The sequence below is a fragment of the Streptomyces sp. PTL18 genome, assembly GCF_059510295.1.
The window spans coordinates 70,664-92,766 of sequence record NZ_JCAJZO010000024.1 but is presented as its reverse complement, the minus strand read 5'-3'; the positions used below and the strand labels follow the sequence as shown (position 1 = coordinate 92,766).

Sequence of the window (22,103 nt, the reverse complement as noted above, 5' to 3'; positions counted from 1 at the left end):
GCCGTGCCGCGTGGTCCGGGGGTGACGTGTGCATGAATGAGACCACCCCCCGGCGAAGCCCGCGACCACCCGCGGTGGCGCGGGCGGTCGGACGGCTCCGCACCGGATCACGCTCATCGGACGGCCCACCGGGAGCGATGCCTCCGGTGGGCCGTCGTGCGGTGCGGCCGTCCCTCCCGGCTGCCATGGGGCGGCGCGGTCGTGCCCGGGGCCGTCAGGCGTGCGGCGTGGTCGTGCCCGGGGCCGTCAGGCGTGCGGCGTGGTCGTGCCCGGGGCCGTCAGGCGTGCGGCGTGGTCGTGCCCGGGGCCGTCAGGCGTGCGGGGCGGTCGTGCCCGCGCGGGTGGCGTCCGTGCCCCAGCTCGCCAGCAGCCGCAGCGCCTCCGCCGACGCCGACCCCGGCTCGGGGTGGTACGTCACCATCGCGAGCTCACCGTCGTCCGGTACCCGGAACGACTCGAACTGCAGCGCGAGGTCGCCCACCAGTGGATGCCGCAACCGCTTCAGCCCGTGGCTCTTCTCCTTGACGTCGTGCGTCGCCCACAGCCGCCGGAACTCCTCGCTCTTCACCGACAGCTCCCCGACCAGCGCGGACAACCGGGGATCGTCCGGGTGACACCCCGCCTGGTAGCGCAGCTGGCACACGATGTCGATGGCCTTCTGCTCCCAGTCCACGAACAGGTCCTGGTACTCGGGCTTGAGGAACGTCATCCGCGCCCAGTTCCGCTCCTGCGGCGGCAGCTGGGCCCAGTCCCCGAAGACGGCCGCGGCCATCCGGTTCCACGCCAGGACGTCCGCATGACGCCCGACGATGTACGCCGGGACCCCGTCGAAGGAGTCCAGCAGCTGCCTGAGCGACGCCCGCACCTGCTGCGTCCTGGCCGCCGGCTTCTTCTTGTGCGCCTTCGGCTTGGCGAGATGCGTCAGATGTGCGTGTTCGGCGTCGGACAGCCGCAGCGCGCGGGCGATCGCGTCGAGGACCTCCGCGGACACGTTCCGTCCGTTGCCCTGTTCCAGGCGGGTGTAGTACGCCACGGAGACGCCCGCCAGCTGCGCCAGCTCCTCGCGCCTGAGCCCGGGCACCCTGCGGTGGCGGCCGAAGTCCGGCAGTCCCACGTCCTCCGGCTTCAGCCGGGCCCGGCGGGTGCGCAGGAACTCGCTGAGCTCGGCGCGCCGGTCCAGGGGCTGACCGGCTCCTGCGGCGGGCTCCGGCAGGGAGTCGAGCTGTTCGTCCATGCGTCCAGTATTCCTGGTGGTACGACCGGGAGCCTGACCCCGCCAGTGGTAGGACGGCCGGTCGTAGGCAGAGCCGTGGCCTGGGTGAGTCCGCTGCCGTCCGGCAGGCTGGACGCCGTGCCCGGTGAAAGGCAGCCGGGCGCGCGACCCCTAGGAGAAACTCCGCATGACCACCGTTGCTGCATACGCCGCACCCGCCGCGAAGGCCCCGCTCGAGCGCACCACGATCGAGCGCCGCGAGGTCCGCGAGTTCGACGTCCTGATCGACATCAAGTTCGCCGGTATCTGCCACTCGGACATCCACCAGGCCCGCGAGGGCTGGGGTGAGGCGATCTTCCCGATGGTTCCCGGCCACGAGATCGCGGGGGTCGTCTCCGAGGTCGGCCCCGGCGTGACCAAGTTCAAGGTCGGCGACCGCGTGGGTGTCGGCTGCCTGGTCGACTCCTGCCGCGAGTGCGAGAACTGCGCCAAGGGCCTGGAGCAGTACTGCCTCAAGGGCGGCGTCGGCACCTACAACGCCGTCGGCAAGGACGGCGAGCCCACCTACGGCGGCTACTCCGAGAAGATCGTCGTCGACGAGAACTTCGTCGTCCGCATCCCGGACGGCCTCTCCCTCGACGTGGCCGCCCCGCTGCTGTGCGCCGGCATCACCACGTACTCCCCGCTGCGCCACTGGGACGCGGGCCCCGGCAAGAAGGTCGCGATCGTCGGCCTGGGGGGCCTCGGCCACATGGGCGTCAAGATCGCCCATGCGATGGGCGCCGAGGTGACCGTGCTCTCGCAGTCCCTGCGCAAGAAGGACGACGGCCTGAAGCTGGGCGCCGACCACTACTACGCCACCAGCGACCCGAAGACCTTCGAGGAGCTGCGCGGCACGTTCGACCTGATCGTCTCCACCGTGTCGGCGCCGATGGACTTCGGCGCGCTGCTGTCGCTGCTGAAGGTCGACGGCGCTCTGGTGAACGTGGGCGCCCCCGAGGAGCCCGTCTCCCTCAACCTGTTCTCGTTGATCGGCGGTCGCAAGACCCTCGCCGGCTCCGCCATCGGCGGCATCCGCGAGACCCAGGAGATGCTGGACTTCTGCGCGGGGCACGGCATCGGCGCCGAGATCGAGCTGATCAGCGCCTCCGAGATCAACGAGGCGTACGAGCGGGTGCTGGGCAGCGACGTCCGGTACCGGTTCGTGATCGACACGGCCACCATCTGAGAACCCACCGACCACACGCGTGAGGCGGCCCCCGTGGCCGCCTCACGTGCGTGATGGGCCGAAGGTCGCAGCGGCGTGGGCCCGAAGACCGATGCGCCGGGCCGTCGCGCTTTCTAGCGTGGGAAGTGGTTACGGCAACCGGGGGACAGGAGGTCCGAGCATGTCCGTGGAGCTCAACCACACGATCGTCGCCGCACACGACAAGAGCGCGTCCGCGCGCTTCCTCGCCGATCTGCTGGGGCTCGAGGTGGCGCCGCCGTTCGGCCCGTTCACCCCGTTGGAGATCTCCAACGGCGTGACGCTGGACTACATGGAGACCACCGGCTCGATCACTCCGCAGCACTACGCGTTCCTGGTCTCCGAGGACGACTTCGACGTGATCTTCGCCCGTATCCGGGACAGGGGCCTGAGCTACTGGGCGGACCCGTACCACCACCGCCCCGGCGAGATCAATCACAACGACGGCGGCCGGGGCGCGTACTTCGACGACCCGAACGGTCACCGCATGGAGATCCTGACGCGGCCGTACGGGAGCGGCGGCGACTGAGGTTCATCCGGTCGGAGGCACCGTCGCGGGGCCGGGCCGGGACGCCGGTCCGGGCCGCGTCGGGCTTGGGCTGCGGGCGTGGAGCGCACCGAAGGCGCCGCCGGACCGGTCTCACCGCCCGGGCGGTCGGCATGGTCATCGGATTGCGATCGTGAGTGCGCCACCTTAGCTTCAGGGCGTCGGAATCTTCCGACAAAGCCACATAGGTTCTCTATGTCGGCTTTCACCCCTGGTGCCATCGAACGGAGCATTCATGTCGGTGATGACCGGTACCCAGCCCCTGCAGCAGTTCGGCCAGCAGTTCGGCCAGCAGTTCGGCCAGCAGCTCGGCGCCCAGCAGCCGATCGGGCACGTGGTCCAGCAGGCCATCCAGCAGGCCTGCCAGCAGGCGAGCCAGCAGATCGCGCAGCGCATGCAGCACACGCTGCAGCAGATCCAGCAGGTCCAGCAGCAGCTTCAGCAGCAGGGCATGGCCCACCATGCGCACCCGTACCTGGCCATCGCGCTGCACACGACGCTGCGCCAGGGTGTGCGGCACGCGGTGGAGCAGTCCGTGCAGCAGGCGCTGCCGATCGCGATCCTGACGCTGGTCCAGCAGAGCCAGCAGGGCCAGCAGGGCCAGCAGCCTTGGGGCCCCGGCGGATCGGGCGGCCAGCAGTTCGGCCAGCCGTACCAGCAGCAGCAGTACCAGCAGCCCGGCTTCGGCCAGATGCCCTTCGGCATCGGCTGACGTCCGGCGGCGCGCGATGCGGTGTGCCCAGGAGCGGTTCCCGGGCACACCGCATCACTGTGGAAGCGCGGCCGCCGTCACCGGATCAGGAGCTAAGGAACGACGGCGTGGTGAAGGTGGACGCAATGGTCAAGGAAAGGCCCGGAAACAACCGGGAGAGCGGGTCCGAGGGAGCGGGGGCCGGCGGGCCGGGACCCGAGGGCAAGGAAACGGGGCCGCGCAGGAAGGGCGGCCCGTCACCGATCACGGTGCAGCCGCGCAGGGCCCGGTACATGGTGACACCCCTCCCGCAGGGTCTTCTCCCCCCGGGAGCCGCCGAACTCGGCATGGACGCGCTGTGCGATCGGCTGGAGCGGATGCCGGAGGTCACCGTGACCCGCAGGCTCCGCCCGCCGGAGAAACTGAAGTCGGCCGGAGTGCAGCCCTCCTGCCCGGAGATCGCGGTCGTCGAGGCGGCCGAGGCCCAGGTGTCGGCCATGCGGTCGCTGAACGTGCACATCGAACCGGATCTGCCGCTGTCCGCCACAGGACCCGCCGCGACGCCGACCGCGGGGGTGCTGCCGCTGCGCGATCCGGGCCTCGTCATGCCGCTGGAGGAGGCGGCGGAGATCTCGCTGCGCGTGTGCGGCCCGGACGGCGAACCGCTGGCGGGCGCGGGCGTGTTCCTGATCGGGGCCACCTGGCCGAGCCAGGGCGTCACCGCGTCCGACGGGACGGTCACCCTCGCCCTGGCGACGGAGACCGCGGAGACCGTCCAGTCCCTCTACGTCCGGCCCGTGGGCGGTTACGCCGACCGCTGGATCCACCGGCCCGACCTGTCGGCGACGCAGGAGAACCTGGTCACGCTCACGCCGCTGACCCAGGTGTACCCGGAGCTGGAGGAGCGGCAGCAGTACGGCTGGGGCCAGCAGGCCATGCGGCTGGACCGGTTGCCGCCCACGTTCCGCGCCTTCGGCGTCCGGGTCGCGGTCATCGGTTCGGGCGTCAGCGCCGAGCACCCCGACCTGAGGCAACGCGTGCGCTCCGGTGTCGATCTCCTGCACGGCACCGACCGCGGCTGGGCCCACGACACACTGGGCACCGGCACCCACGCGGCGGGCATCATCGCCGGCGCGGACACCGGCAAGGGGATCATCGGCATCGCTGTCGACGCCGAGATCGAGGTCTGCAAGGTGCTGCCCGGCGGGCACTTCAGCGACCTGATCGCCGCTCTGGACCACTGCATCGAGCGGGAGGTCGACATCGCCCATCTCGCGGTGGCCACGCCGTACCCCTCGGCGCTGGTCTCCCGCAAGCTCGCCGACGCCTACGCGGCGGGCATCGCCTGCGTCGCCCCCGCGGGCGACACCGGCGGGCCGGTCGGCTTCCCGGGCTCGCTGCCCACCGTGTTCACCGTCGGCGCGCTGGGAGTCTTCGGCTCGTATCCGCAGGACACCTCGCAAGCCACCCACATCGGACCGCAGTTGACCCCCGAAGGACTGTTCGCCGCGCCGTTCAGCTGCTACGGCCCCGGCGTGGACGCGGCCGCCCCCGGCGTGGCCGTCCTGTCGTGCGCCCCGCGCGGCGGATACACGGCGCTGGACGGCACCGGCACGGCCTCGGCCCATGTGGCCGGACTCGCCGCCCTCGTCCTCTCCCACCACGAGGACTTCCACGGCCAGTTGCTGCCGCGCGGCCCCGGCCGGGTGCAGCACCTGTTCGGGATCATCGCCGGGAGCTGCCGCCAACTGGCCGCCCCGGGAACGCTGGAGGCCACGCGCGTCGGACGCGGTCTGCCCGACGCACTGGTGGCCCTGGGCCTGGCTCCCGGAGTGCAGCCCGCTCCGGCCCTGTCGCCGTACGCCCCGTCCATGGCGGGGTGACGACGCGCCGACGGCTCGGCACCCGCTCGCTTTCGGGGCGGGTGCCGAGCCGTGTGTGCGTGGGGTGCGGTGCGTGGGGTGCGGTGCGCGGGGGGCGGGTCAGCCGCCGCCGGCCGGCTCCTTGCCGGGGGCGGCGTGCCGGGGACGGTACTTGCACGACACCTGGCCGACGAGCTCCCGGAAGCACACCAGGGCGGTGATCGGCGGAATCCCGACGATCACCATCGAGAGCACGGAGTACGAGGAGTGGCTGATGCACAGGGCCACCGCCGTCGCGGAGGCGATCAGGATGACGCACCAGGACCGGCGGGCGGTGCGGTGCTGGACGGCCGCCCGCAGGATGGACAGCGCCGCCACGAACCACGGCCCGTACACGGTCAGCGGCCACCACTGGGCGAGCGGCGCGGGCAGGACCGTGGCGGCGATCTCGCGCAGCTGGTTGTAGGAGTAGGCGGTGGACCAGCCCAGCATGGCCACCGCGCACGCGGCGATCGTGGCGACCAGGAGTGTGACGGGGCTGAGTCGCTGACCGCCGTCGAGGATGTGGGAGGCCGGCCGGGGGCGCCGTCGGTCGATCCGGTGGCGGTGATGTCCGTCCAGTGGGGGCGGGGCGGGGTCCGCGGCGGACACGGTGGAGAGCATCTGGGCCAGCTCTTCGTCGGGGTCCCAGCCGTTCGGCGCGATGTCCGAGTCGGGGGCGTTCCAGACGGGATGCGTCCCGAGGGGATCGACTTGATAAGAGGGCTGGCCGAGCACGTCATGATCGGATCTCAGGGAGAACTGAAGATCGTAGAGGCTTGGCTCGCCTTGAAGCCTGTCCATTCTCGAAGCTCCTCCGAGCTCTGTGTCAGGATGCTCCGTCCAGAGCGCGCAGGTATTCGCTCTCCATGTCGCTGATCTTCTTGAGGAAATCTTCAAGAAGGTCCGAACAGCCCTTCAGGCGCACCTCACCGCCGGCCGACTCGTGCCAGCCGGCGCCGCTTCCGACGGGGATCTGATCTTCCGGTTCGTTCCAAGTCACGATCACCTAACGAGCGCAACGGGGCGCCCAGGTATCCGGCATTTGGGGGAATGAATCGACGGAGAATCGTTTCGGCAGTCAGATGACAGTACTTGGCCGCAGTAATTCCCGATATCCGTGCAACCTTATGTGTGGGAATAGGATTTGACGGTGAGTGAGGTGTGAGGGTGAGCCGTTTCGGCTCGCTCGTCCGACGGGAGACCCGCGGGGTGATCACCGGAGGCCTTTCGGCGTCTTCCACCGCCGTGCGGCCACGGTGGATTCCTTCGGGACCTCTCCTCGGCCGCTACCGAGGACATCCGGAGTGCGACCGGTCGAGCGACGTTTCCCGGGGCCGCCGTCGGCACGGCCGTCGCCCTTGTCCGCGCTCCACCTGCGACAGCCGCCGGCAGCAGCGGCCCGGGAGGCCACGCGAGGAGGCCTTCCAGGTGGTGGCCAGGGTGACGCCGCCGCCCACCTTCGTCGACGTGGGTCCGTCCGGCGCGGGTCCGGGAGACGAAGTCGTCATCTTCGGATGAGCTGTTGAAATGAGGATGCGACGGTCGGAACCTACGGCGAGGTGCGCACGCTGACCCCGCCGGTTGGGGTGGGGCGATCTCGCGATCACCGGAGGAACCGGGGGCCACCGCAACACCGGCGGTTGCGTCCACTCCGTGGACATCAACAGCACGGACACGGGGGAGGTCACCGTCGGCCCCACTCGGTGATCCCTCCGCGCAGAGCCCGGCACGCCGGCCGGTGATGTGCCGGCCTCGGTTCGACGGGTCCAGGTGCGCCATCAGGTCGTCCCCCACGGAGTAGGGACGTTCCCTGGGCAGCAGCCGGGTCGCGGAGTTCAGGTCGCCGCTGCCGACGAGTGTGCGGATCTCGGTGGCGAGCGGAGTCACGTCGCTGATGGAGACCGTCCACTCGTCCGCGTATCGTCGTACCGCCTCACCGGAGAGCCCGAGTTGCAGCGAGCGGTAGGGCAGCGGCCGAAGGTGCAGATCGCGCTCGGGATCCCACTGGACGCGGGCCGGTGCACGCTTCAACTGCCGTTGCCAGACGTCGCGGTCGGAGTGCACCCCACGGGCGAAGCTCGACAGGCAGGCGTTGCGCAGCGCCCACTCGAAGCCGTCGCGAGTGATCTCGACAGCGAGAACGGTCTCCTGTCCCGTCTTCGTGGCCCAGCCGCAGCGGTACATCATCCACAGGAACGACGGCTTGATCCACGTCATCCGGCCCCGCTTCCACCCGTCGGGGAAACGTCCCCGGCGAACCGCAGGCTTCCCGATTTCCGGCGCGTATGCCTGGTAGACGGTGATCGTCGAGTCCGTGTGGAGGGCGCGGATCCTGCGTTGCGGTTCTTCCATGGCGTTCAGGGTGAGGCCGCCTGGTCCTCGCCGGCCACTGGTTTTCGACCCGGCTCAGTGCGGCAGCGTCGCCGGGCTCCCCCCGTTCGCCTCGTACCCCGCCACCGCCAGCGCCCGGTACACCGCGTAGTCCGCCGCCGGATCGGAGGTCAGGGTCCAGGGCAGCGCGCCCACGTGGCCGTCGACGTGGACCAGCTGGGCCATCGCCTCCGCCCAGCGCTCGCTGCGGACCAGGAAGAACACCAGCAGATGGCGGACGTGCGCCGGCATCGGGTCGTCGGGGCGGGCCGAGTGCACCGCGTGCAGCGCGCCGTGGACGGCCTTCGTCACCACCTCGCTCTGGTAGAAGCTGCGGACCAGGTTCACCTCGGGAAGGTGCTCGAAGACCGCGAAGAGCGGCATGGCCGCGAGAAGCGAACCCCGCGGGGCGCGGGCCGCGGCCGCCTCCGCGAAGGAGTACGCCAGCTCCCGCGAGCCGTGCCACTTCTCGCACCAGTAGTGCAGCGCCGCCAGGTGCGCCCCCATGTGGGCAGGCGCCCGGTCCAGGACTCCCATCCAGAGCTGCTCGAACTCCGGCTGCGGGTAGGCGAGGCCGCGGGCCACGGAGAGTTCGATGATGTGGGGGACCGGGTCGCCGGGAGCCAGCAGCGCCGCGTCCGCGCACGCCGACCGGGCCTCCTCCATGATGATCCGGAACTCTTCCGTCCCAGGCGTCGACGTGCGCCAGGCCTGCTGCACCAGGAACTCCGCGTGCACGGCCGCGCCGCCCGCGTCCTTCGGGTTCTCGGCCCGCCACACCCGCAGCCACTGCCCGCCCGGGGTCTCGCTCACCCCGCCGGGCCGCTGCTGCAGCTCCAGGGACGCGGCGCCCGCGAAGGCCTGCACGCGCTGCCAGCGCGTCTCGCCCGCCGCCTCCGTGCCGGCCAGGAGCTGCGCGGCCGCCCGGTAGTCCTGCGTGTGCTGCACCACGTCCAGCACGTCCAGCAGGTCCTGGTCGGGCCCGGGCATGCGGACGTCCAGCTCCTCCTGGCGGAGGAAGCCGTAGTCCGCCGGGTCCGCGGCGTCCGGGTCGCCCGGCGAGACCTGCTGGATGCCCCCGCGCCTGCGCATGAGGACGGGGAGCAGGACCACGCTGAACAGGGCCAGTGCCATCAGGACCCACACAATCGCCATGGCCCAAGCGAACCAGACCGGTCCGACACTTGACCATCCTGGTCGCCGTGCTGTGGAAAACCCGCCGCCCGGCCCGGCTCGGTGTCCGGCCTCGCGGTCCGTCGCCCCGGCCGCGGGCGCACTACCCTCGGAACCCATGAGCGACAGGCACATCAGTCAGCACTTCGAGACCCTCGCGATTCACGCGGGGAACACCGCCGACCCCCTGACGGGCGCGGTCGTCCCGCCGATCTACCAGGTCTCCACCTACAAGCAGGACGGCGTCGGCGGGCTGCGCGGCGGCTACGAGTACAGCCGCAGCGCCAACCCCACCCGCACCGCCCTGGAGGAGAACCTCGCCGCCCTGGAGGGCGGCCGGCGAGGCCTCGCGTTCGCGTCCGGGCTGGCGGCCGAGGACTGCCTGCTGCGTACGCTGCTCGTCCCCGGCGACCACGTGGTGATCCCGAACGACGCCTACGGCGGCACGTTCCGCCTGTTCGCCAAGGTCGTCTCGCGGTGGGGCGTGGAGTGGTCGGTGGCCGACACCAGCGACCCGGCCGCCGTGCGGGCCGCTCTCACCCCGAGGACCAAGGTCGTGTGGGTGGAGACCCCTTCCAACCCGCTGCTCGGCATCACCGACATCGCCGCCGTCGCTCAGGTCGCCCGTGGCGCGGGCGCCCGGCTCGTCGTCGACAACACGTTCGCGACCCCCTACCTCCAGCAGCCGCTGGCGCTCGGCGCGGACATCGTCGTGCACTCCCTGACCAAGTACATGGGGGGTCACTCCGACGTCGTCGGCGGGGCGCTCGTCGTGAACGACGGGGAGCTGGGCGAGCAGCTGGCCTACCACCAGAACGCGATGGGCGCGGTCGCCGGACCGTTCGACTCCTGGCTGGTGCTGCGCGGTACGAAGACGCTCGCCGTGCGCATGGACCGGCACAGCGAGAACGCCGCCAAGGTCGCCGACATGCTCAGCCGGCACCCGCGCGTGCACCGCGTCCTGTACCCGGGCCTGCCGGAGCACCCCGGTCACGAGGTCGCCGCGAAGCAGATGAAGGCGTTCGGCGGCATGGTGTCCTTCCGGGTGGAGGGCGGCGAGGAGGCGGCCGTCGAGGTCTGCAACCGGGCGAAGGTGTTCACACTCGGCGAGTCGCTGGGCGGCGTCGAGTCCCTGATCGAGCACCCCGGGCGCATGACGCACGCGTCCGCGGCCGGCTCGGCCCTCGAGGTCCCCGCCGACCTGGTCCGTCTCTCCGTGGGCATCGAGAACGTCGACGACCTTCTGGAGGACCTGAAGCAGGCTCTCGGCTGAGGCGCGGCCTCACCAGTCGCTGACCGGTGGAGTCGTCGTCGACGGCGGCTCCACCCAGGGGCGGGCGACCGACGCCCAGACGGTGAAGGCGAGCGCCGCGGCCAGCAGGGCGAGCCACAGCACGCGGAGGGCCACCGTGCGGCGGCGCAGCATGCGGCTGCCGCGCCGCACCACGTCCGCGTACAGGTCCGGCGGCACCGCGGGCGGCGTCCGCTCCAGCATCCGCCGCACGGTCGCCTCCCGTTCGGACACGTTCACCGGACACCTCCTTCGGCGCACGGCCCGGCGAGGGCGGTCCCGCGGTGCGCGGCGGGCCGGGGGCCGCGCCGGCCCGCGCGGGGCACGGTCACGACGGCGCCGGCTTCGGTGCCGGCACCGCTGGTGCCGCCTGTCGCGGAGGATGCAGCAGCGTCGTCGTCGCCCGCGCGCAGATCGCCCGTACCCGGTCGACGGGCAGGCCGAGCAGTGCCGCCGTCTGTTCCTCGGCGACCCCCTCGTACATCCTCAGGACGAGGATCAGCCGCTCCTGGGGCGACAGGTTCCCCAGCGGGCTGCCCGGAACCGGCCGGTGCCGGCCGAACGCCCCGTACCGGTGCCACGCCTCGCGCGCGAAGCGGGTGGCCAGATGCCGGCGTGCCCGGGCGTACGGGTCCTCGCCGCGCAGCCGGTCCCAGGAGGCGTACGTCTGCGCGAGGGCCAGCGTCAGCAGGCGCCGCGCGCGCGGGTTGCCGTCGGGGGCCTCCGCGGTGAGCAGGGTCGCGGCGTGCAGCAGCCGCCCGGCGGCACCCGCGACGAACACCTCGAACTCCCGGGCCCGGCGGGCGTCGCGCGACGCATGCCGTTCTCCCACCGCGCCTCCCGCGTGACGGTGACCGTGAGGGACCGGACCCGTCGCCCTGCGTGCGGTGTGAAGGGCCGGACGGCGTACGGACGACAGGGTCCCGCTCTCATGGGAGACCGGCGGCGCCTTCGGGGTCAAGAGCCGGGAGCACCCGCACGCGCGTGGGTCGGCGTCACGGCGTACGCGTGCGGCAGGCTCAGGACGCCGGCTGGGACTCCGGGCCGGCGGCACCCTGCGTGGCCTGCCGGGCGGAGAGCGCGACATTGAAGCGGGTGAGGAGCGTGGTGAACGCCTCGCGCTCCTCCGGCGCCCAGTCGTGCGTCAGTTCGGCCATCAACCGGCGTCTGGAGGAACGTACCTCCTCGAGCCGGGACAGCCCGCGCGGGGAGAGCTGGAGCACCACCGCGCGTCCGTCCTCCGGGTGGGACGTGCGCTTGACCAGGCCGGTGTCGACCAGCGGGGCGACCTGCCGGGTCACCGTCGAGGAGTCGATCCCCATGCTCGCGGCCAGGGCCTTGACGCCCATGGGGCCTTCCTTGTCCAGGCGGTTGAGCAGCAGGTACGCGGCACGGTCCATGGAGTTGCGCACCTGCCCCACCCCGCCGAGCCGCGTCTGCTCGGCACGGCGCGCGAACACCGCGACCTCGTGCTGCAGCGTGTCCAGAAGACCGGTGTCACCGACAGTGCTCATGTCGGTCATGTCCATCGACATCTCAGGTGTTGTGGGCATCGCCGGGGGCTCACTTCGTGCGTGGGGAGCTGGGTTGGGGGACAGGGTACGCGGCCGGGGCACGGGGTGTACCAGGGCTGTGCAAACCCATTCCGAGGCTTGGTCACGGCCGCTGTGCACGGACGTGAACTGCGAGACTGGTGGTCATGAACTACAGCCCGGCCGACTCCCTGCCGACGGTGACCGCGGACGACGTCCGAGGCGCCCAGAAGATGCTCTCGGGCGTCGCACGTGTCACCGCCATGGAGGGCAGCAGGCACCTGTCCCAGATGATCGGCGCCCCGGTGCACCTGAAGTGCGAGAACCTCCAGCGGACCGGGTCGTTCAAGCTGCGCGGCGCGTACGTGCGCATCGCGGGGCTGCTGCCGGAGGAGCGTGCCGCGGGTGTCGTCGCCGCGAGCGCGGGCAACCACGCGCAGGGCGTGGCCCTCGCCTCCGCGCTGCTCGGTGTGCACTCCACGGTGTTCATGCCGAAGGGCGCCCCGCTGCCCAAGATCAGCGCGACCCGCGAGTACGGCGCGGACGTACGGCTGCACGGCCAGGTGGTGGACGAGACGCTGGCCGCCGCGCAGGAGTACGCGGCCGACACGGGCGCGGTGTTCATCCACCCGTTCGACCACCCGGACATCATCGCGGGCCAGGGCACGGTGGGCCTGGAGATCCTGGAGCAGTGCCCCGGTGTGCGCACGATCGTCGTCGGCACCGGCGGCGGCGGACTGGTCGCGGGCATCGCGACCGTGGTGAAGGCGCTGCGCCCGGACGTGCGGGTGGTGGGCGTGCAGGCGGAGGGCTCGGCCGCGTATCCGGCCTCGCTGGCGGCCGGGCGGCCGGTGTCGGTCGCGAGCGCGGCGACCATGGCCGACGGCATCAGGGTGGGGCGGCCCGGTGACGTGCCGTTCCGTATCGTCCGCGATCTGGTCGACGAGGTGCGTACGGTGTCCGAGGACGCGCTGTCCGCCGCGGTGCTGCTCTGCATGGAGCGGGCCAAGCTGGTGGTCGAGCCGGCCGGCGCGAGCCCCGTCGCGGCGCTGCTGAGCGATCCGGGCGCCTTCGAGGGCCCGGTGGTCGCGGTGCTGTCCGGCGGCAACGTCGACCCGGTGCTGCTGCAGCGCATCCTGCGCCACGGCATGGCGGCGCAGGGCCGCTACCTGGCCGTACGGCTCAGGGTGACCGACCGCCCGGGCGCCCTGGCCACGCTCCTCGGCGTGCTGTCGGTGGTGGACGCCAACGTCCTCGACGTGAGCCACGTGCGGACCGACCCCCGGCTCGGGCTCACGGAGGCGGAGGTCGAGCTGCACCTGGAGACGAAGGGCCCGGAGCACTGCGCGGAGGTCGGTCACGCGCTGCGGGAGGCGGGCTACACCGTGATCGGCTGAGGCCGGCACCCGGGTCGGAGCAGCCGGCGGAAACCGTTGAAAAAAGCGGTATATCGCGTTGTGCACGGCATCGACGTGCTGAAGGACCCCGACGCGGCGCGCCGCCCGGTCGGCCTGTCCGGGCGGTTCGCCCGCGGTCGACGAGTACCTGACCGGCCGCGAGATCCTTCCGATGGTGGGCCGGCTCCACCGGATGCGCGGCAAGGGGAAGCCCGGGCTTCCGCACGCCCGACGCCTGGCCCGTGCAGCACCCCGTACGGGGTGCGCTGATCCGGTCGGTCCCGTTCACCCTGATCTTCCGCACCCCGGCGGCCCGCGCCTACCGCACGGCGACGGCCTGACCCCACGGAGGCGACCGGTGATCGGCCGGGCTGGGGCACGGCGCCGCAGCCCGGCCGGTGCAACCGGACGGGCAGGCCTGGAACCTCAGCCCCGCTGGGCCTTGGGCGCGCCCGGCCCCTTCGTCCCGGCCTCCTCGCCGGAGGCGTCGGCGTCCTCCTCGAAGGACACCTTCCCCATGTGCTTGTTCATGGACTTCATCAGTCCCCACACGGCCAGTGCCATCACCGCGAAGACGATGAAGCCGAGGACACCGGGGGTGACCTTGTTCTCGTCGACCTCGGCCAGCGGCACCAGGTGCGTCACGGCCAGGCTCACGCTTGCGCTCATGTCAGGCATTGTCCCTCAGGGTCGGCGGACGCCTGCAAAGAGGTCGTCCTCGGGGAGCGAGGTGTCCACGAGCGACTTCGCCAGCTCGTACTCCTCGGTCGGCCAGATCTCCTTCTGCAGCTCCAGCGGGACCCGGAACCAACCGCCGTCGGGGTCGATCTGCGTGCGGTGCGCGATCAGCGCCTTGTCGCGGATCTCGAAGAAGTCGGCGCACGGGACGTGGGTGGTCAGGGTGCGCTCGGCGCGGTTGAACTCGTCCCACCGCTTGAGCCACTCCCCGTACGGCGACTCCATCCCGCGGTCCAGCAGCGCCTGGTGCAGGGCCTCGGTGCGGGGCCGGTTGAAGCCCTGGTTGTAGTACAGCTTCAGCGGCTGCCAGGCGGGGCCGAACTCCGCCTCCGGGTACTTCTCGGTGTCCGCCCCGCCCTCGAACGCCACCATCGAGATCCTGTGGGTCATGATGTGGTCCGGGTGCGGGTAGCCGCCGTTCTCGTCGTAGGTGGTGATCACCTGCGGGCGGAACGCGCGGATCCTGCGCACCAGCTCGCCGGCCGCCTTGTCGACGTCCTCCAGGGCGAAGCAGCCCTCCGGCAGCGGAGGCAGCGGGTCGCCCTCGGGCAGACCGGAGTCGACGAAGCCGAGCCACTCCTGCTTGACGCCGAGGATCTCGCGGGCCTCGTCCATCTCCTTCTTGCGTACCTCGTGGATGTGCTCCTCGATGTACTTGTCGCCCTGCAGCTTGGGGTTGAGGATGGAGCCGCGCTCCCCGCCCGTGCAGGTCACCACGAGCACGTCCACCCCCTCGGACACGTACTTCGCCATGGTGGCCGCGCCCTTGCTCGACTCGTCGTCGGGGTGGGCGTGCACGGCCATCAGTCGCAGTTGGTCAGTCAAGACTCGATCCTCGGTCAGTCGGCCAGTCGGCCAGTCGGCAAGTCGGCGCCCGGTGTCATGCGGCGCGATGGGCGGCTTCTATAGTGACCGAATCGGAGGGTGAAAAATTCCGGGTCCGGTCCCCGGAGCTCCTTTTCGGGACACCCGTCCCGGACCGGCCGAGAGGACGATCATGACCACGGTGAGCACGCGGCCGCCCCGGGACCGCTACGGGCGCTCCTCGGACGAGCGCGCCGACCGCACCCTCAAGATCGTCGGCAGTGTGCTGGGGGCGGCGCTGCTCGTGCTCGTCGGCTGGTTCGCGTACCACTACGTGGGCCAGAACAGGATCAGCGGCCAGGTCATCACGTTCGAGGGCTCCCAGGGCACGGTCAAGGCCCATCTGGAAGTGCGCAAGGACGCGGACGCCACCGGGTACTGCACCCTGCGGTCCCAGTCGGCGGACGGCACGGAGGTCGGCCGGGCGGACTTCCGGTTCGGCGGGCACGCCACACGGATCGACAAGGTCGTCACCCTGCGCACCACCGCGCCGGGGACCACGGCGGAGCTGCTGGGCTGCCACGCCGAGTGACGTGACTCGTGTCGCACAGGTCCTGACCTGCGTGGACGTAATTCTGGTGGCTTATGTCCTCCCCCTTTCGCCGGTGAATTGTTAGGCTCGTGGTTTCGCCCACCCGTGGAGGAACATGCTTCTGGGTAGGGCGATGCTTTGTATTCCCAGTACCGACGAGGAGCACCTGTGACCCAGACCAGCGAGAACGTCACCTGGCTGACCCAGGAGGCGTACAACCAGCTCAAGGCCGAGCTGGAGTACCTTTCTGGTCCTGCGCGCACGGAGATCGCCGCCAAGATCGCGGCCGCGCGCGAGGAGGGCGACCTGCGTGAGAACGGCGGGTACCACGCGGCCAAGGAGGAGCAGGGCAAGCAGGAGCTCCGAGTGCGCCAGCTGACCCAGCTCCTGGAGAACGCCAAGGTCGGCGAGGCTCCGGCGGCGGAGGGCGTGGTGGCACCGGGCATGGTCGTCACGATCGCCTTCGACGGCGACGAGGACGACACCCTGGCCTTCCTGCTGGCCTCCCGCGAGTACGCGAGCGGCGACATCGAGACCTACTCGCCGCAGTCCCCCCTGGGCGCGGGCGTGAACGGGAAGAAGGTCGGCGAGGACGCCGAGTACGAGCTGCCGAACGGCAAGAAGGCCATGGTGCGGATCCTCAGGGCCGAGCCCTACCAGGGCTGAGTCCCTCCCGACACTTCGCGGCCCCTGGGCCCTCAGGGCGCGCCCGGGGGCCTCGTCGTGTCCCCGGACGAGTCCGGAGGGTTTGGCGAGGTCGTCCGTGCGGGCTCGACGGACCACTACGGGGCAGCAGGGGTCGACCGGACCGCACGGGGCCGAACCCCCATGGCATCGCACGGATGGGTCGCAAGCGGCGGACGCGTCCGGCTGAGGCAGGGCGCAGCGCCACCGGTCGCAGGCACCCTGGGGCAGGATGGAGTCATGCCGAACCGACTGGCCCATGAGACGTCCCCGTATCTGCTCCAGCACGCCGACAATCCCGTCGACTGGTGGCCCTGGTCGGAGGAGGCATTCCAGGAGGCGCGACGGCGTGATGTTCCGGTACTGCTGAGCGTCGGCTATTCGAGCTGCCACTGGTGCCATGTCCTCGCTCGGGAAAGCTTCGAGGACGACGCGACAGCCGCGTACCTGAACGAGCACTTCGTCAGCGTCAAGGTCGACCGCGAGGAGCGCCCCGACGTCGACGCCGTCTACATGGAGGCCGTCCAGGCCGCGACCGGCCACGGCGGCTGGCCCATGACCGTGTTCCTGACCCCCGACGCCGAGCCCTTCTACTTCGGCACGTACTTCCCGCCCTCCCCCCGCCACGGCATGCCCTCCTTCCGGCAGGTCCTCGAAGGCGTCCAGCAGGCCTGGGCCGGTCGCCGGGACGAGGTGACCGAGGTCGCCGGGAAGATCGCGCGGGACCTCGCCCAGCGCGAGATCAGCTACGGCGACACCCGGGCGCCCGGCGAGGAGGACCTCGCCCAGGCGCTCCTCGGGCTCACCCGCGAGTACGACCCGCAGCGGGGCGGCTTCGGCGGTGCGCCCAAGTTCCCGCCGGCGATGGTGATCGAGTTCCTGCTGCGCCACCACGCCCGCACCGGCTCGGAGGGCGCCCTGCAGATGGCGCAGGACACCTGTGAGCGCATGGCCCGCGGCGGCGTCTACGACCAGCTCGGCGGCGGGTTCGCCCGCTACTCCGTGGACCGGGACTGGGTGGTGCCGCACTTCGAGAAGATGCTCTACGACAACGCCCTGCTGTGCCGGGTGTACGCGCACCTGTGGCGTGCCACCGGCTCGGACATCGCGCGCCGGGTCGCCCTGGAGACCGCCGACTTCATGGTGCGCGAACTGCGCACCGCCGAGGGCGGGTTCGCCTCCGCGCTGGACGCGGACAGCGACGACGGCACCGGTCGGCACGTCGAGGGCGCGTACTACGTGTGGACGCCGCAGCAGCTCCGTGAGGCACTCGGGGACGACGACGCCGAGCTCGCCGCCCGGTACTTCGGGGTGACCGGGGAGGGGACCTTCGAGCAGGGTTCCTCCGTCCTCCAACTTCCCCAGCAGGAGGGGGTGTTCGACGCCGAGCGGATCGAGTCGGTCCGGCGCCGGCTCTTCGGGAAGCGGGCCGAGCGCCCCGCCCCCGGCCGTGACGACAAGGTGGTCGCCGCCTGGAACGGCCTCGTGATCGCCGCGCTCGCCGAGACCGGCGTGTACTTCGACCGCCCCGACCTCGTGGACGCCGCGCTCGGCGCCGCGGACCTGCTCGTACGGCTGCACCTGGACGAGCACGCCCGTCTGGCCCGTACCTCCAAGGACGGCCGGGTGGGCGCGAACGCAGGCGTGCTGGAGGACTACGCGGATGTCGCCGAAGGCTTCCTGGCGCTCGCCTCCGCCACCGGTGAGGGCGTGTGGCTGGAGTTCGCCGGGTTCCTGCTCGACCACGTGCTCGCGCGGTTCACCGACGACAGCGGCACGCTGTACGACACCGCCGCGGACGCCGAGAAGCTCATCCGCCGCCCCCAGGACCCCACCGACAACGCCACCCCGTCGGGCTGGACCGCCGCCGCGGGCGCGCTGTTGTCGTACGCCGCCCAGACCGGTTCGGAACCCCACCGTGTCGCAGCCGAGCGGGCGCTGGGTGTCGTGAAGGCGCTCGGGCCGCGGGTGCCGCGTTTCATCGGGTGGGGTCTCGCGGTCGCCGAGGCGCTCCTGGACGGGCCGCGCGAGGTGGCGGTCCTCGGCCCGGCGCTCGACGACCCGGCCACCAGGGTCCTGCACCGCACGGCGCTTCTGGGTACGGCGCCCGGCGCGGTCGTGGCCCTCGGCACTCCGGAGAGCGGTGAACTGCCGCTCCTGGTCGACCGGACTCTGGTCGACGGCGAACCGACCGCGTATGTCTGCCGCCACTTCACGTGCGACGCCCCGACCACCGACCCGGCACGGCTCCGCGCGGCGTTGAGCGGCTGAAACGCCGGCCCTCTTGCCGGACGTCCGGTCGGCGTCGCCTCCCTCGCTCCGCGGCGGTCACGAGCCGGCGGCCCTGAAGACGCGTCAGCCGGGGCTCGACCCCTGCGCGAGGGCGCGCTCCACGATCGCCTCCAGCCGGTCGTGGTGCGCGCCCTTCCAGTAGGCGCGGCCGCAGTCGAGGCAGCGGGCGAAGACGTCGTACGTCCGTCGGGTGCCGTGGTGGAGCTGATCGGCGACCTCGTCCTTGGTGGCGTCGCGCAGCAGGCCGTTGCAGGCCGTGCAGCGTGTCCAGGGGCGCAGCTCGGGCGTGAACCGGTCGAGCACGTCCCGGAGTTGCTCCTCGGGGCGGGTGCTGTAGACGAAGGCGCCCGCCCACAGCTCGCGGCGGCGCAGCAGCCCCCGGTCACGGCTGAGCATCACCCGGCGCTCGGCGGCGGACCGGGTCGCGAGGGCGGCGTCCCCGATGTCCGTGGACTCGTACGCCGCGTCCACGCCGAGCAGCCGCAGCCGGCGCGCCAGGGTGCCGAGGTGGACGTCGAGGAGGAAGCGGAGCGGGGCGCCGGGCACCCGCTGGGGCCGCTCGACGGGACGGACCTCGACGGTCTCCCCGGCGGCCGGCACATGGGACACGGCCACGGTGCGGCCGTCCACGACGAGCGCCCCGACCTCGGTCAGCGGCACACCCAGCGACTCGACGACGTGACCGAGCGTGGACGCCCCGTCGGTGACGACTTCCGTGGGGCGGCCGCGCCGCGCGTGCGGGACGAAGAGCCCCAGCTCGGGGGCGAACTCGATGTGGATCTCGGGTCCGTTCACGTGGTCAGGATGGCACGCGGGCGGTTCACGAGCCCCCGGGTTTCCGCGCCGGCCCGTGTTCCAGGACGTCCAGCGCCCGGTCCATCAGGTCACGGAGCTCGCCCTCGAAGCCGTTCTCCGCCCAGTACATGGAGACCTCCAGCATGCCGCCGATGAGGGCCATCGCGCTGACGCGCACCTCCAGGCTGTCCGGGTCGCGGCCGGTGCGCTCCCCGAGAGCCCGGCGGAGCAGGCGCCCGGTCTCCGACATGCTCTCGAAGTACCGGGAGCGGACGGCGGGGACCTGGACCCCGAGGCGGGCCCGCAGCCGGAGCACCTCGGGTTCCTCCTGCTCGCTGCGGTCGAGGGCCTTGCCCAGCACGCACCGCAGGGAGTCCGTCCACGGCTCGTCCTCGGGCCGTGCGCGCAGTTCCTCCAGCAGCAGCGGGTCGTACTCGTCCGTGAGGACGATGTCCTCCTTGGTCGGGAAGTAACGGAAGACGGTGGACGGCGACACCTCGGCCCGGTCGGCGATCTGCTCGACCGTCGTGGCGTCGTACCCCTGCTCTCCGATCAGCGCGTAGGCCGCGGCGCGGATCGCCTCGCGGGTCTTGATCTTCTTCCGCTCGCGCAGTCCGAGCCGGGGGCGGTCGGCAGGGGGGTGGGGGGAACGTGCGGCCGTCATGACGGTCATTGTCCGGCATCCGCCCCGGTGGCGATCAAAACCGGGGCGGACTCGCGGCTTGCCCCGTGCGGCGGTCCGAAATCCCGGCCACAGGCCCGCGCCGGCCTCGGGACAGCGGTCGCGGTGTGTTGGTGTGACTGTTCTCGGGGTCGCGTGCGCCCAGGGCGCGTCCCTCAACAACCCAGGACTCGGCTGATAACTCTGTCACGGTGAGAAATCCGGCACTGTCCGCTGCACACGTTTCCAGGGGTCCGGGCCTGACGCGGCGGCGCTTTCTGCGTGCGGGTGCTTCGGCCGCAGCCATTCCCCCTGCCGGTGAACCCATGGCCGCCGCACAGGGCGTTCCCCGTCCGGCCGGCGACCGCCGGCTGATCGTCCTCTGCGATCAGCAATCGCAGTCCGTGATCCTCACGGAGGCCGGAATCCTCAGGGCGTACCGTGAACGTCGACTGGACCTGACCGCGCTCTGGTCCTGGTCTCCCGCGTCGGATGCAGAGCTGGCCGACCTGCTCCCGTCCAGGAGCTGGATCAATGTGAGTGAGGCGAAACAAGTCGAGACGCCCGCCGGGACGCTGCTCCTGACCTGCGCCTCGGGCGGTATGGCCGTCGCCTTCAACCGCAGTCGGGGATCCACTTACTGGGCGACGAGTGTCCCTGGCTCCAACAATCTCCACAGTCTGGAAATGCTGCCGGACGGCAATATCGCCGTGGCTGCCGGCACGGGCGGATACATCCGCGTCTACACATCGTCCCAGGGCCCGCGTTCCCGCCACTACGTGCAGCATCCTCTGCCCGGGGCCCACGCCGTCTCGTGGGACGCAGGTCAGCGTCTGCTGTGGGCGCTCGGCGCCTCGGAGCTGCACGCACTCGCTGTCGACGGGACCACGGCCGCACCCGGCCTCACCCTGCGACGCCGGCTCGCGCTGCCCGACGAGGACGGCCACGATCTCGCTCCGGTCGTCGGCGCCCCCGATGACCGCTGGGTGACCACCGGCCGCCATGTCTACCGGGTCTCCCTGACGAGCGGAGAATTCGCTCGGGCCGCCGCACCCGGCGGCATCGACAGGGCGCACGTCAAGAGCATCAGCCAGCATCCGACGACAGGGCAGCTCGTCATGGTCAGCCCTGATGATCGGACTTCCTGCAGTTGGTGCAGTTCGCGTGTCGACTTCGTGGATCCGAGCGGGCAGGACGCACTGACCGGCACACGTGTGTACAAGGCGCGATGGTGGCTCGAGGGTCGGCCGGGCGGCTGAGCCGGGCTCGGCGTGGGCCGTCCTCGTTCCTTGCACCGTGCAGGACCGTGTTCGGCTACGCGTGCTGGTACGCCACCAGTGAGATGCACACGTAGTGCACGACGAAGGCGGCGAGCGTGAGGGAGTGGAAGACCTCGTGGAAGCCGAACCAGCGCGGTGACGGGTTCGGCCGCTTGATGCCGTAGACCACGCCGCCCGCGCTGTAGAGCAGTCCGCCGACGACGACGAGCACCAGCACCGCGATCCCGCCCGTCCGCATGAAGTCCGGGAGGAAGAAGACGGCCGCCCAGCCCATGGCGATGTAGCAAGGCGTGTAGAGCCAGCGCGGGGCGCCGACCCAGAAGACCCGGAAGGCTATGCCCGCCGCCGCGGCGGCCCAGATGCCCCACAGCAGCCACCGCCCCTTGCTGCCCGGCAGGAGCAGCAGGGTCAGCGGTGTGTACGTGCCCGCGATGATCAGGAAGATGTTCGCGTGGTCGAGCCTGCGGAGCACGCCGTCCATGCGCGGGCTCCAGTTGCCGCGGTGGTAGAGCGCGCTGACGCCGAAGAGCAGACAGGCCGTCAGGACGTAGATGCCGCAGGCGATGCGGCCTCTCGTGGAGTGCGCGAGGGCCGTGAGGACGAGGCCCGAGATGAGTACGGCCGGGAACATCCCCAGGTGCAGCCAGCCGCGGAGCTTCGGCTTGACCGGGTGGGGCAGGGAGAGCGCGACGGGACCGCGGCCGGCTGCCGGCGAGTCCGTGGGCGCGTCGGGGACGGACGCAGTCATGCGCCGCATGGTACCTACGGAACCGTAAGTTGCGGATCAACGTGCGACCGGTATCACCCTGCTCGCCCGACCCGTACGGATACGGCCGCCGCGCAAAAAAACCTTCTGTCGAAGTCTACGTGCACGCAAAGAAACGCGGAAACGT

General features: G+C 71.4%; 22 protein-coding genes and 2 pseudogenes. 11 read left to right on the top strand and 13 right to left on the bottom strand.

The annotated features are described in order from the left end of the window. Nucleotides 1-310: 310 nt before the first annotated feature. On the bottom strand, nucleotides 311-1,234 hold the full coding sequence (locus AC5WS8_RS31860; RefSeq protein WP_496106979.1) for a helix-turn-helix domain-containing protein: 924 nt from the start codon (nucleotides 1,232-1,234) through the stop codon (nucleotides 311-313). A 166-nt stretch (nucleotides 1,235-1,400) separates the two neighbouring features. Here AC5WS8_RS31860 and AC5WS8_RS31855 point away from each other — a divergent pair, with 166 nt between their 5' ends. From AC5WS8_RS31855 to AC5WS8_RS31840, 4 genes are all read left to right on the top strand, one after another. Next, complete coding sequence (locus AC5WS8_RS31855; protein WP_496106978.1) at nucleotides 1,401-2,441, top strand: NAD(P)-dependent alcohol dehydrogenase; 1,041 nt, start codon at nucleotides 1,401-1,403, stop codon at nucleotides 2,439-2,441. A 160-nt stretch (nucleotides 2,442-2,601) separates the two neighbouring features. Further along, nucleotides 2,602-2,988, top strand: coding sequence for a VOC family protein (locus AC5WS8_RS31850; protein ID WP_496106977.1), 387 nt, complete (start codon nucleotides 2,602-2,604; stop codon nucleotides 2,986-2,988). Nucleotides 2,989-3,241: 253 nt separating this feature from the next. Continuing rightward, complete coding sequence (locus AC5WS8_RS31845) at nucleotides 3,242-3,718, top strand: hypothetical protein (RefSeq protein WP_496106976.1); 477 nt, start codon at nucleotides 3,242-3,244, stop codon at nucleotides 3,716-3,718. Nucleotides 3,719-3,828: 110 nt separating this feature from the next. Next, on the top strand, nucleotides 3,829-5,580 hold the full coding sequence (locus AC5WS8_RS31840) for a S8 family serine peptidase (RefSeq protein ID WP_496106975.1): 1,752 nt from the start codon (nucleotides 3,829-3,831) through the stop codon (nucleotides 5,578-5,580). 99 nt (nucleotides 5,581-5,679) lie between these two features. On the opposite strand, the gene AC5WS8_RS31835 is transcribed toward AC5WS8_RS31840, so the two are convergent. From AC5WS8_RS31835 to AC5WS8_RS31820, 4 genes and pseudogenes are all read right to left on the bottom strand, one after another. Beyond that, nucleotides 5,680-6,402, bottom strand: coding sequence for a DUF2637 domain-containing protein (locus AC5WS8_RS31835; RefSeq protein WP_496106974.1), 723 nt, complete (start codon nucleotides 6,400-6,402; stop codon nucleotides 5,680-5,682). A gap of 25 nt (nucleotides 6,403-6,427) precedes the next feature. After that, on the bottom strand, nucleotides 6,428-6,607 hold the full coding sequence (locus tag AC5WS8_RS31830; protein ID WP_496106973.1) for a hypothetical protein: 180 nt from the start codon (nucleotides 6,605-6,607) through the stop codon (nucleotides 6,428-6,430). A gap of 755 nt (nucleotides 6,608-7,362) precedes the next feature. After that, nucleotides 7,363-7,953 (bottom strand): annotated as a pseudogene (locus AC5WS8_RS31825) (DUF4291 domain-containing protein); the annotation flags it as partial. Nucleotides 7,954-8,007: 54 nt separating this feature from the next. Further along, nucleotides 8,008-9,126 carry a hypothetical protein gene (locus AC5WS8_RS31820; protein ID WP_496106972.1) on the bottom strand — a complete coding sequence of 373 codons (1,119 nt, stop codon included), beginning with the start codon at nucleotides 9,124-9,126 and terminating at the stop codon, nucleotides 8,008-8,010. A gap of 136 nt (nucleotides 9,127-9,262) precedes the next feature. On the opposite strand from AC5WS8_RS31820, the gene AC5WS8_RS31815 reads away from it, so the two are divergent. After that, on the top strand, nucleotides 9,263-10,417 hold the full coding sequence (locus AC5WS8_RS31815) for a cystathionine gamma-synthase (RefSeq protein ID WP_496106971.1): 1,155 nt from the start codon (nucleotides 9,263-9,265) through the stop codon (nucleotides 10,415-10,417). 9 nt (nucleotides 10,418-10,426) lie between these two features. On the opposite strand, the gene AC5WS8_RS31810 is transcribed toward AC5WS8_RS31815, so the two are convergent. From AC5WS8_RS31810 to AC5WS8_RS31800, 3 genes are all read right to left on the bottom strand, one after another. Next, a complete protein-coding gene (locus AC5WS8_RS31810) occupies nucleotides 10,427-10,675 on the bottom strand; it encodes a hypothetical protein (RefSeq protein ID WP_496106970.1) in 249 nt (82 codons plus the stop codon). A gap of 88 nt (nucleotides 10,676-10,763) precedes the next feature. Continuing rightward, nucleotides 10,764-11,267: a sigma factor-like helix-turn-helix DNA-binding protein gene (locus AC5WS8_RS31805; RefSeq protein WP_496106969.1), complete on the bottom strand. Its 504-nt coding sequence runs from the start codon at nucleotides 11,265-11,267 to the stop codon at nucleotides 10,764-10,766. Between the two features lie 187 nt (nucleotides 11,268-11,454). After that, a complete protein-coding gene (locus AC5WS8_RS31800; RefSeq protein WP_496106997.1) occupies nucleotides 11,455-11,970 on the bottom strand; it encodes a MarR family winged helix-turn-helix transcriptional regulator in 516 nt (171 codons plus the stop codon). A 164-nt stretch (nucleotides 11,971-12,134) separates the two neighbouring features. On the opposite strand from AC5WS8_RS31800, the gene ilvA reads away from it, so the two are divergent. Continuing rightward, nucleotides 12,135-13,364, top strand: a complete 1,230-nt coding sequence (gene ilvA / locus AC5WS8_RS31795) for a threonine ammonia-lyase (protein WP_496106968.1) — start codon at nucleotides 12,135-12,137, stop codon at nucleotides 13,362-13,364. Between the two features lie 57 nt (nucleotides 13,365-13,421). Next, nucleotides 13,422-13,569: pseudogene (locus tag AC5WS8_RS31790) on the top strand (daunorubicin/doxorubicin resistance ABC transporter ATP-binding protein DrrA); the annotation flags it as partial. A 221-nt stretch (nucleotides 13,570-13,790) separates the two neighbouring features. On the opposite strand, the gene AC5WS8_RS31785 reads toward AC5WS8_RS31790, so the two are convergent. Beyond that, on the bottom strand, nucleotides 13,791-14,042 hold the full coding sequence (locus tag AC5WS8_RS31785) for a hypothetical protein (RefSeq protein ID WP_496106967.1): 252 nt from the start codon (nucleotides 14,040-14,042) through the stop codon (nucleotides 13,791-13,793). Between the two features lie 6 nt (nucleotides 14,043-14,048). After that, nucleotides 14,049-14,927, bottom strand: a complete 879-nt coding sequence (gene mca, locus AC5WS8_RS31780; RefSeq protein WP_496106966.1) for a mycothiol conjugate amidase Mca — start codon at nucleotides 14,925-14,927, stop codon at nucleotides 14,049-14,051. A 172-nt stretch (nucleotides 14,928-15,099) separates the two neighbouring features. Here mca and AC5WS8_RS31775 point away from each other — a divergent pair, with 172 nt between their 5' ends. The 3 genes from AC5WS8_RS31775 (at nucleotide 15,100) to AC5WS8_RS31765 (ending at nucleotide 18,453) form a co-directional block, all read left to right on the top strand. Continuing rightward, the gene (locus AC5WS8_RS31775) at nucleotides 15,100-15,498 is read left to right on the top strand and encodes a DUF4307 domain-containing protein (protein WP_496106965.1); all 399 of its coding nucleotides are present in this window, start codon (nucleotides 15,100-15,102) and stop codon (nucleotides 15,496-15,498) included. Nucleotides 15,499-15,666: 168 nt separating this feature from the next. Next, nucleotides 15,667-16,164 carry a transcription elongation factor GreA gene (greA, locus tag AC5WS8_RS31770; protein WP_496106964.1) on the top strand — a complete coding sequence of 166 codons (498 nt, stop codon included), beginning with the start codon at nucleotides 15,667-15,669 and terminating at the stop codon, nucleotides 16,162-16,164. A 258-nt stretch (nucleotides 16,165-16,422) separates the two neighbouring features. Continuing rightward, the gene (locus tag AC5WS8_RS31765; protein WP_496106963.1) at nucleotides 16,423-18,453 is read left to right on the top strand and encodes a thioredoxin domain-containing protein; all 2,031 of its coding nucleotides are present in this window, start codon (nucleotides 16,423-16,425) and stop codon (nucleotides 18,451-18,453) included. 84 nt (nucleotides 18,454-18,537) lie between these two features. On the opposite strand, the gene AC5WS8_RS31760 is transcribed toward AC5WS8_RS31765, so the two are convergent. Both AC5WS8_RS31760 and AC5WS8_RS31755 read right to left on the bottom strand, forming a co-directional pair. Continuing rightward, entirely contained in the window at nucleotides 18,538-19,269 is a 732-nt protein-coding gene (locus tag AC5WS8_RS31760) for a Mut7-C RNAse domain-containing protein (protein ID WP_496106962.1), read from the bottom strand. Between the two features lie 25 nt (nucleotides 19,270-19,294). Then, nucleotides 19,295-19,933, bottom strand: a complete 639-nt coding sequence (locus AC5WS8_RS31755) for a TetR/AcrR family transcriptional regulator (protein WP_496106961.1) — start codon at nucleotides 19,931-19,933, stop codon at nucleotides 19,295-19,297. A gap of 323 nt (nucleotides 19,934-20,256) precedes the next feature. Here AC5WS8_RS31755 and AC5WS8_RS31750 point away from each other — a divergent pair, with 323 nt between their 5' ends. Next, nucleotides 20,257-21,189: a DUF6528 family protein gene (locus tag AC5WS8_RS31750; protein ID WP_496106960.1), complete on the top strand. Its 933-nt coding sequence runs from the start codon at nucleotides 20,257-20,259 to the stop codon at nucleotides 21,187-21,189. 55 nt (nucleotides 21,190-21,244) lie between these two features. Here the strand turns inward: AC5WS8_RS31750 and trhA are convergent, their stop codons facing one another. Next, nucleotides 21,245-21,958, bottom strand: a complete 714-nt coding sequence (trhA, locus tag AC5WS8_RS31745) for a PAQR family membrane homeostasis protein TrhA (RefSeq protein ID WP_496106959.1) — start codon at nucleotides 21,956-21,958, stop codon at nucleotides 21,245-21,247. Nucleotides 21,959-22,103: the final 145 nt, after the last annotated feature.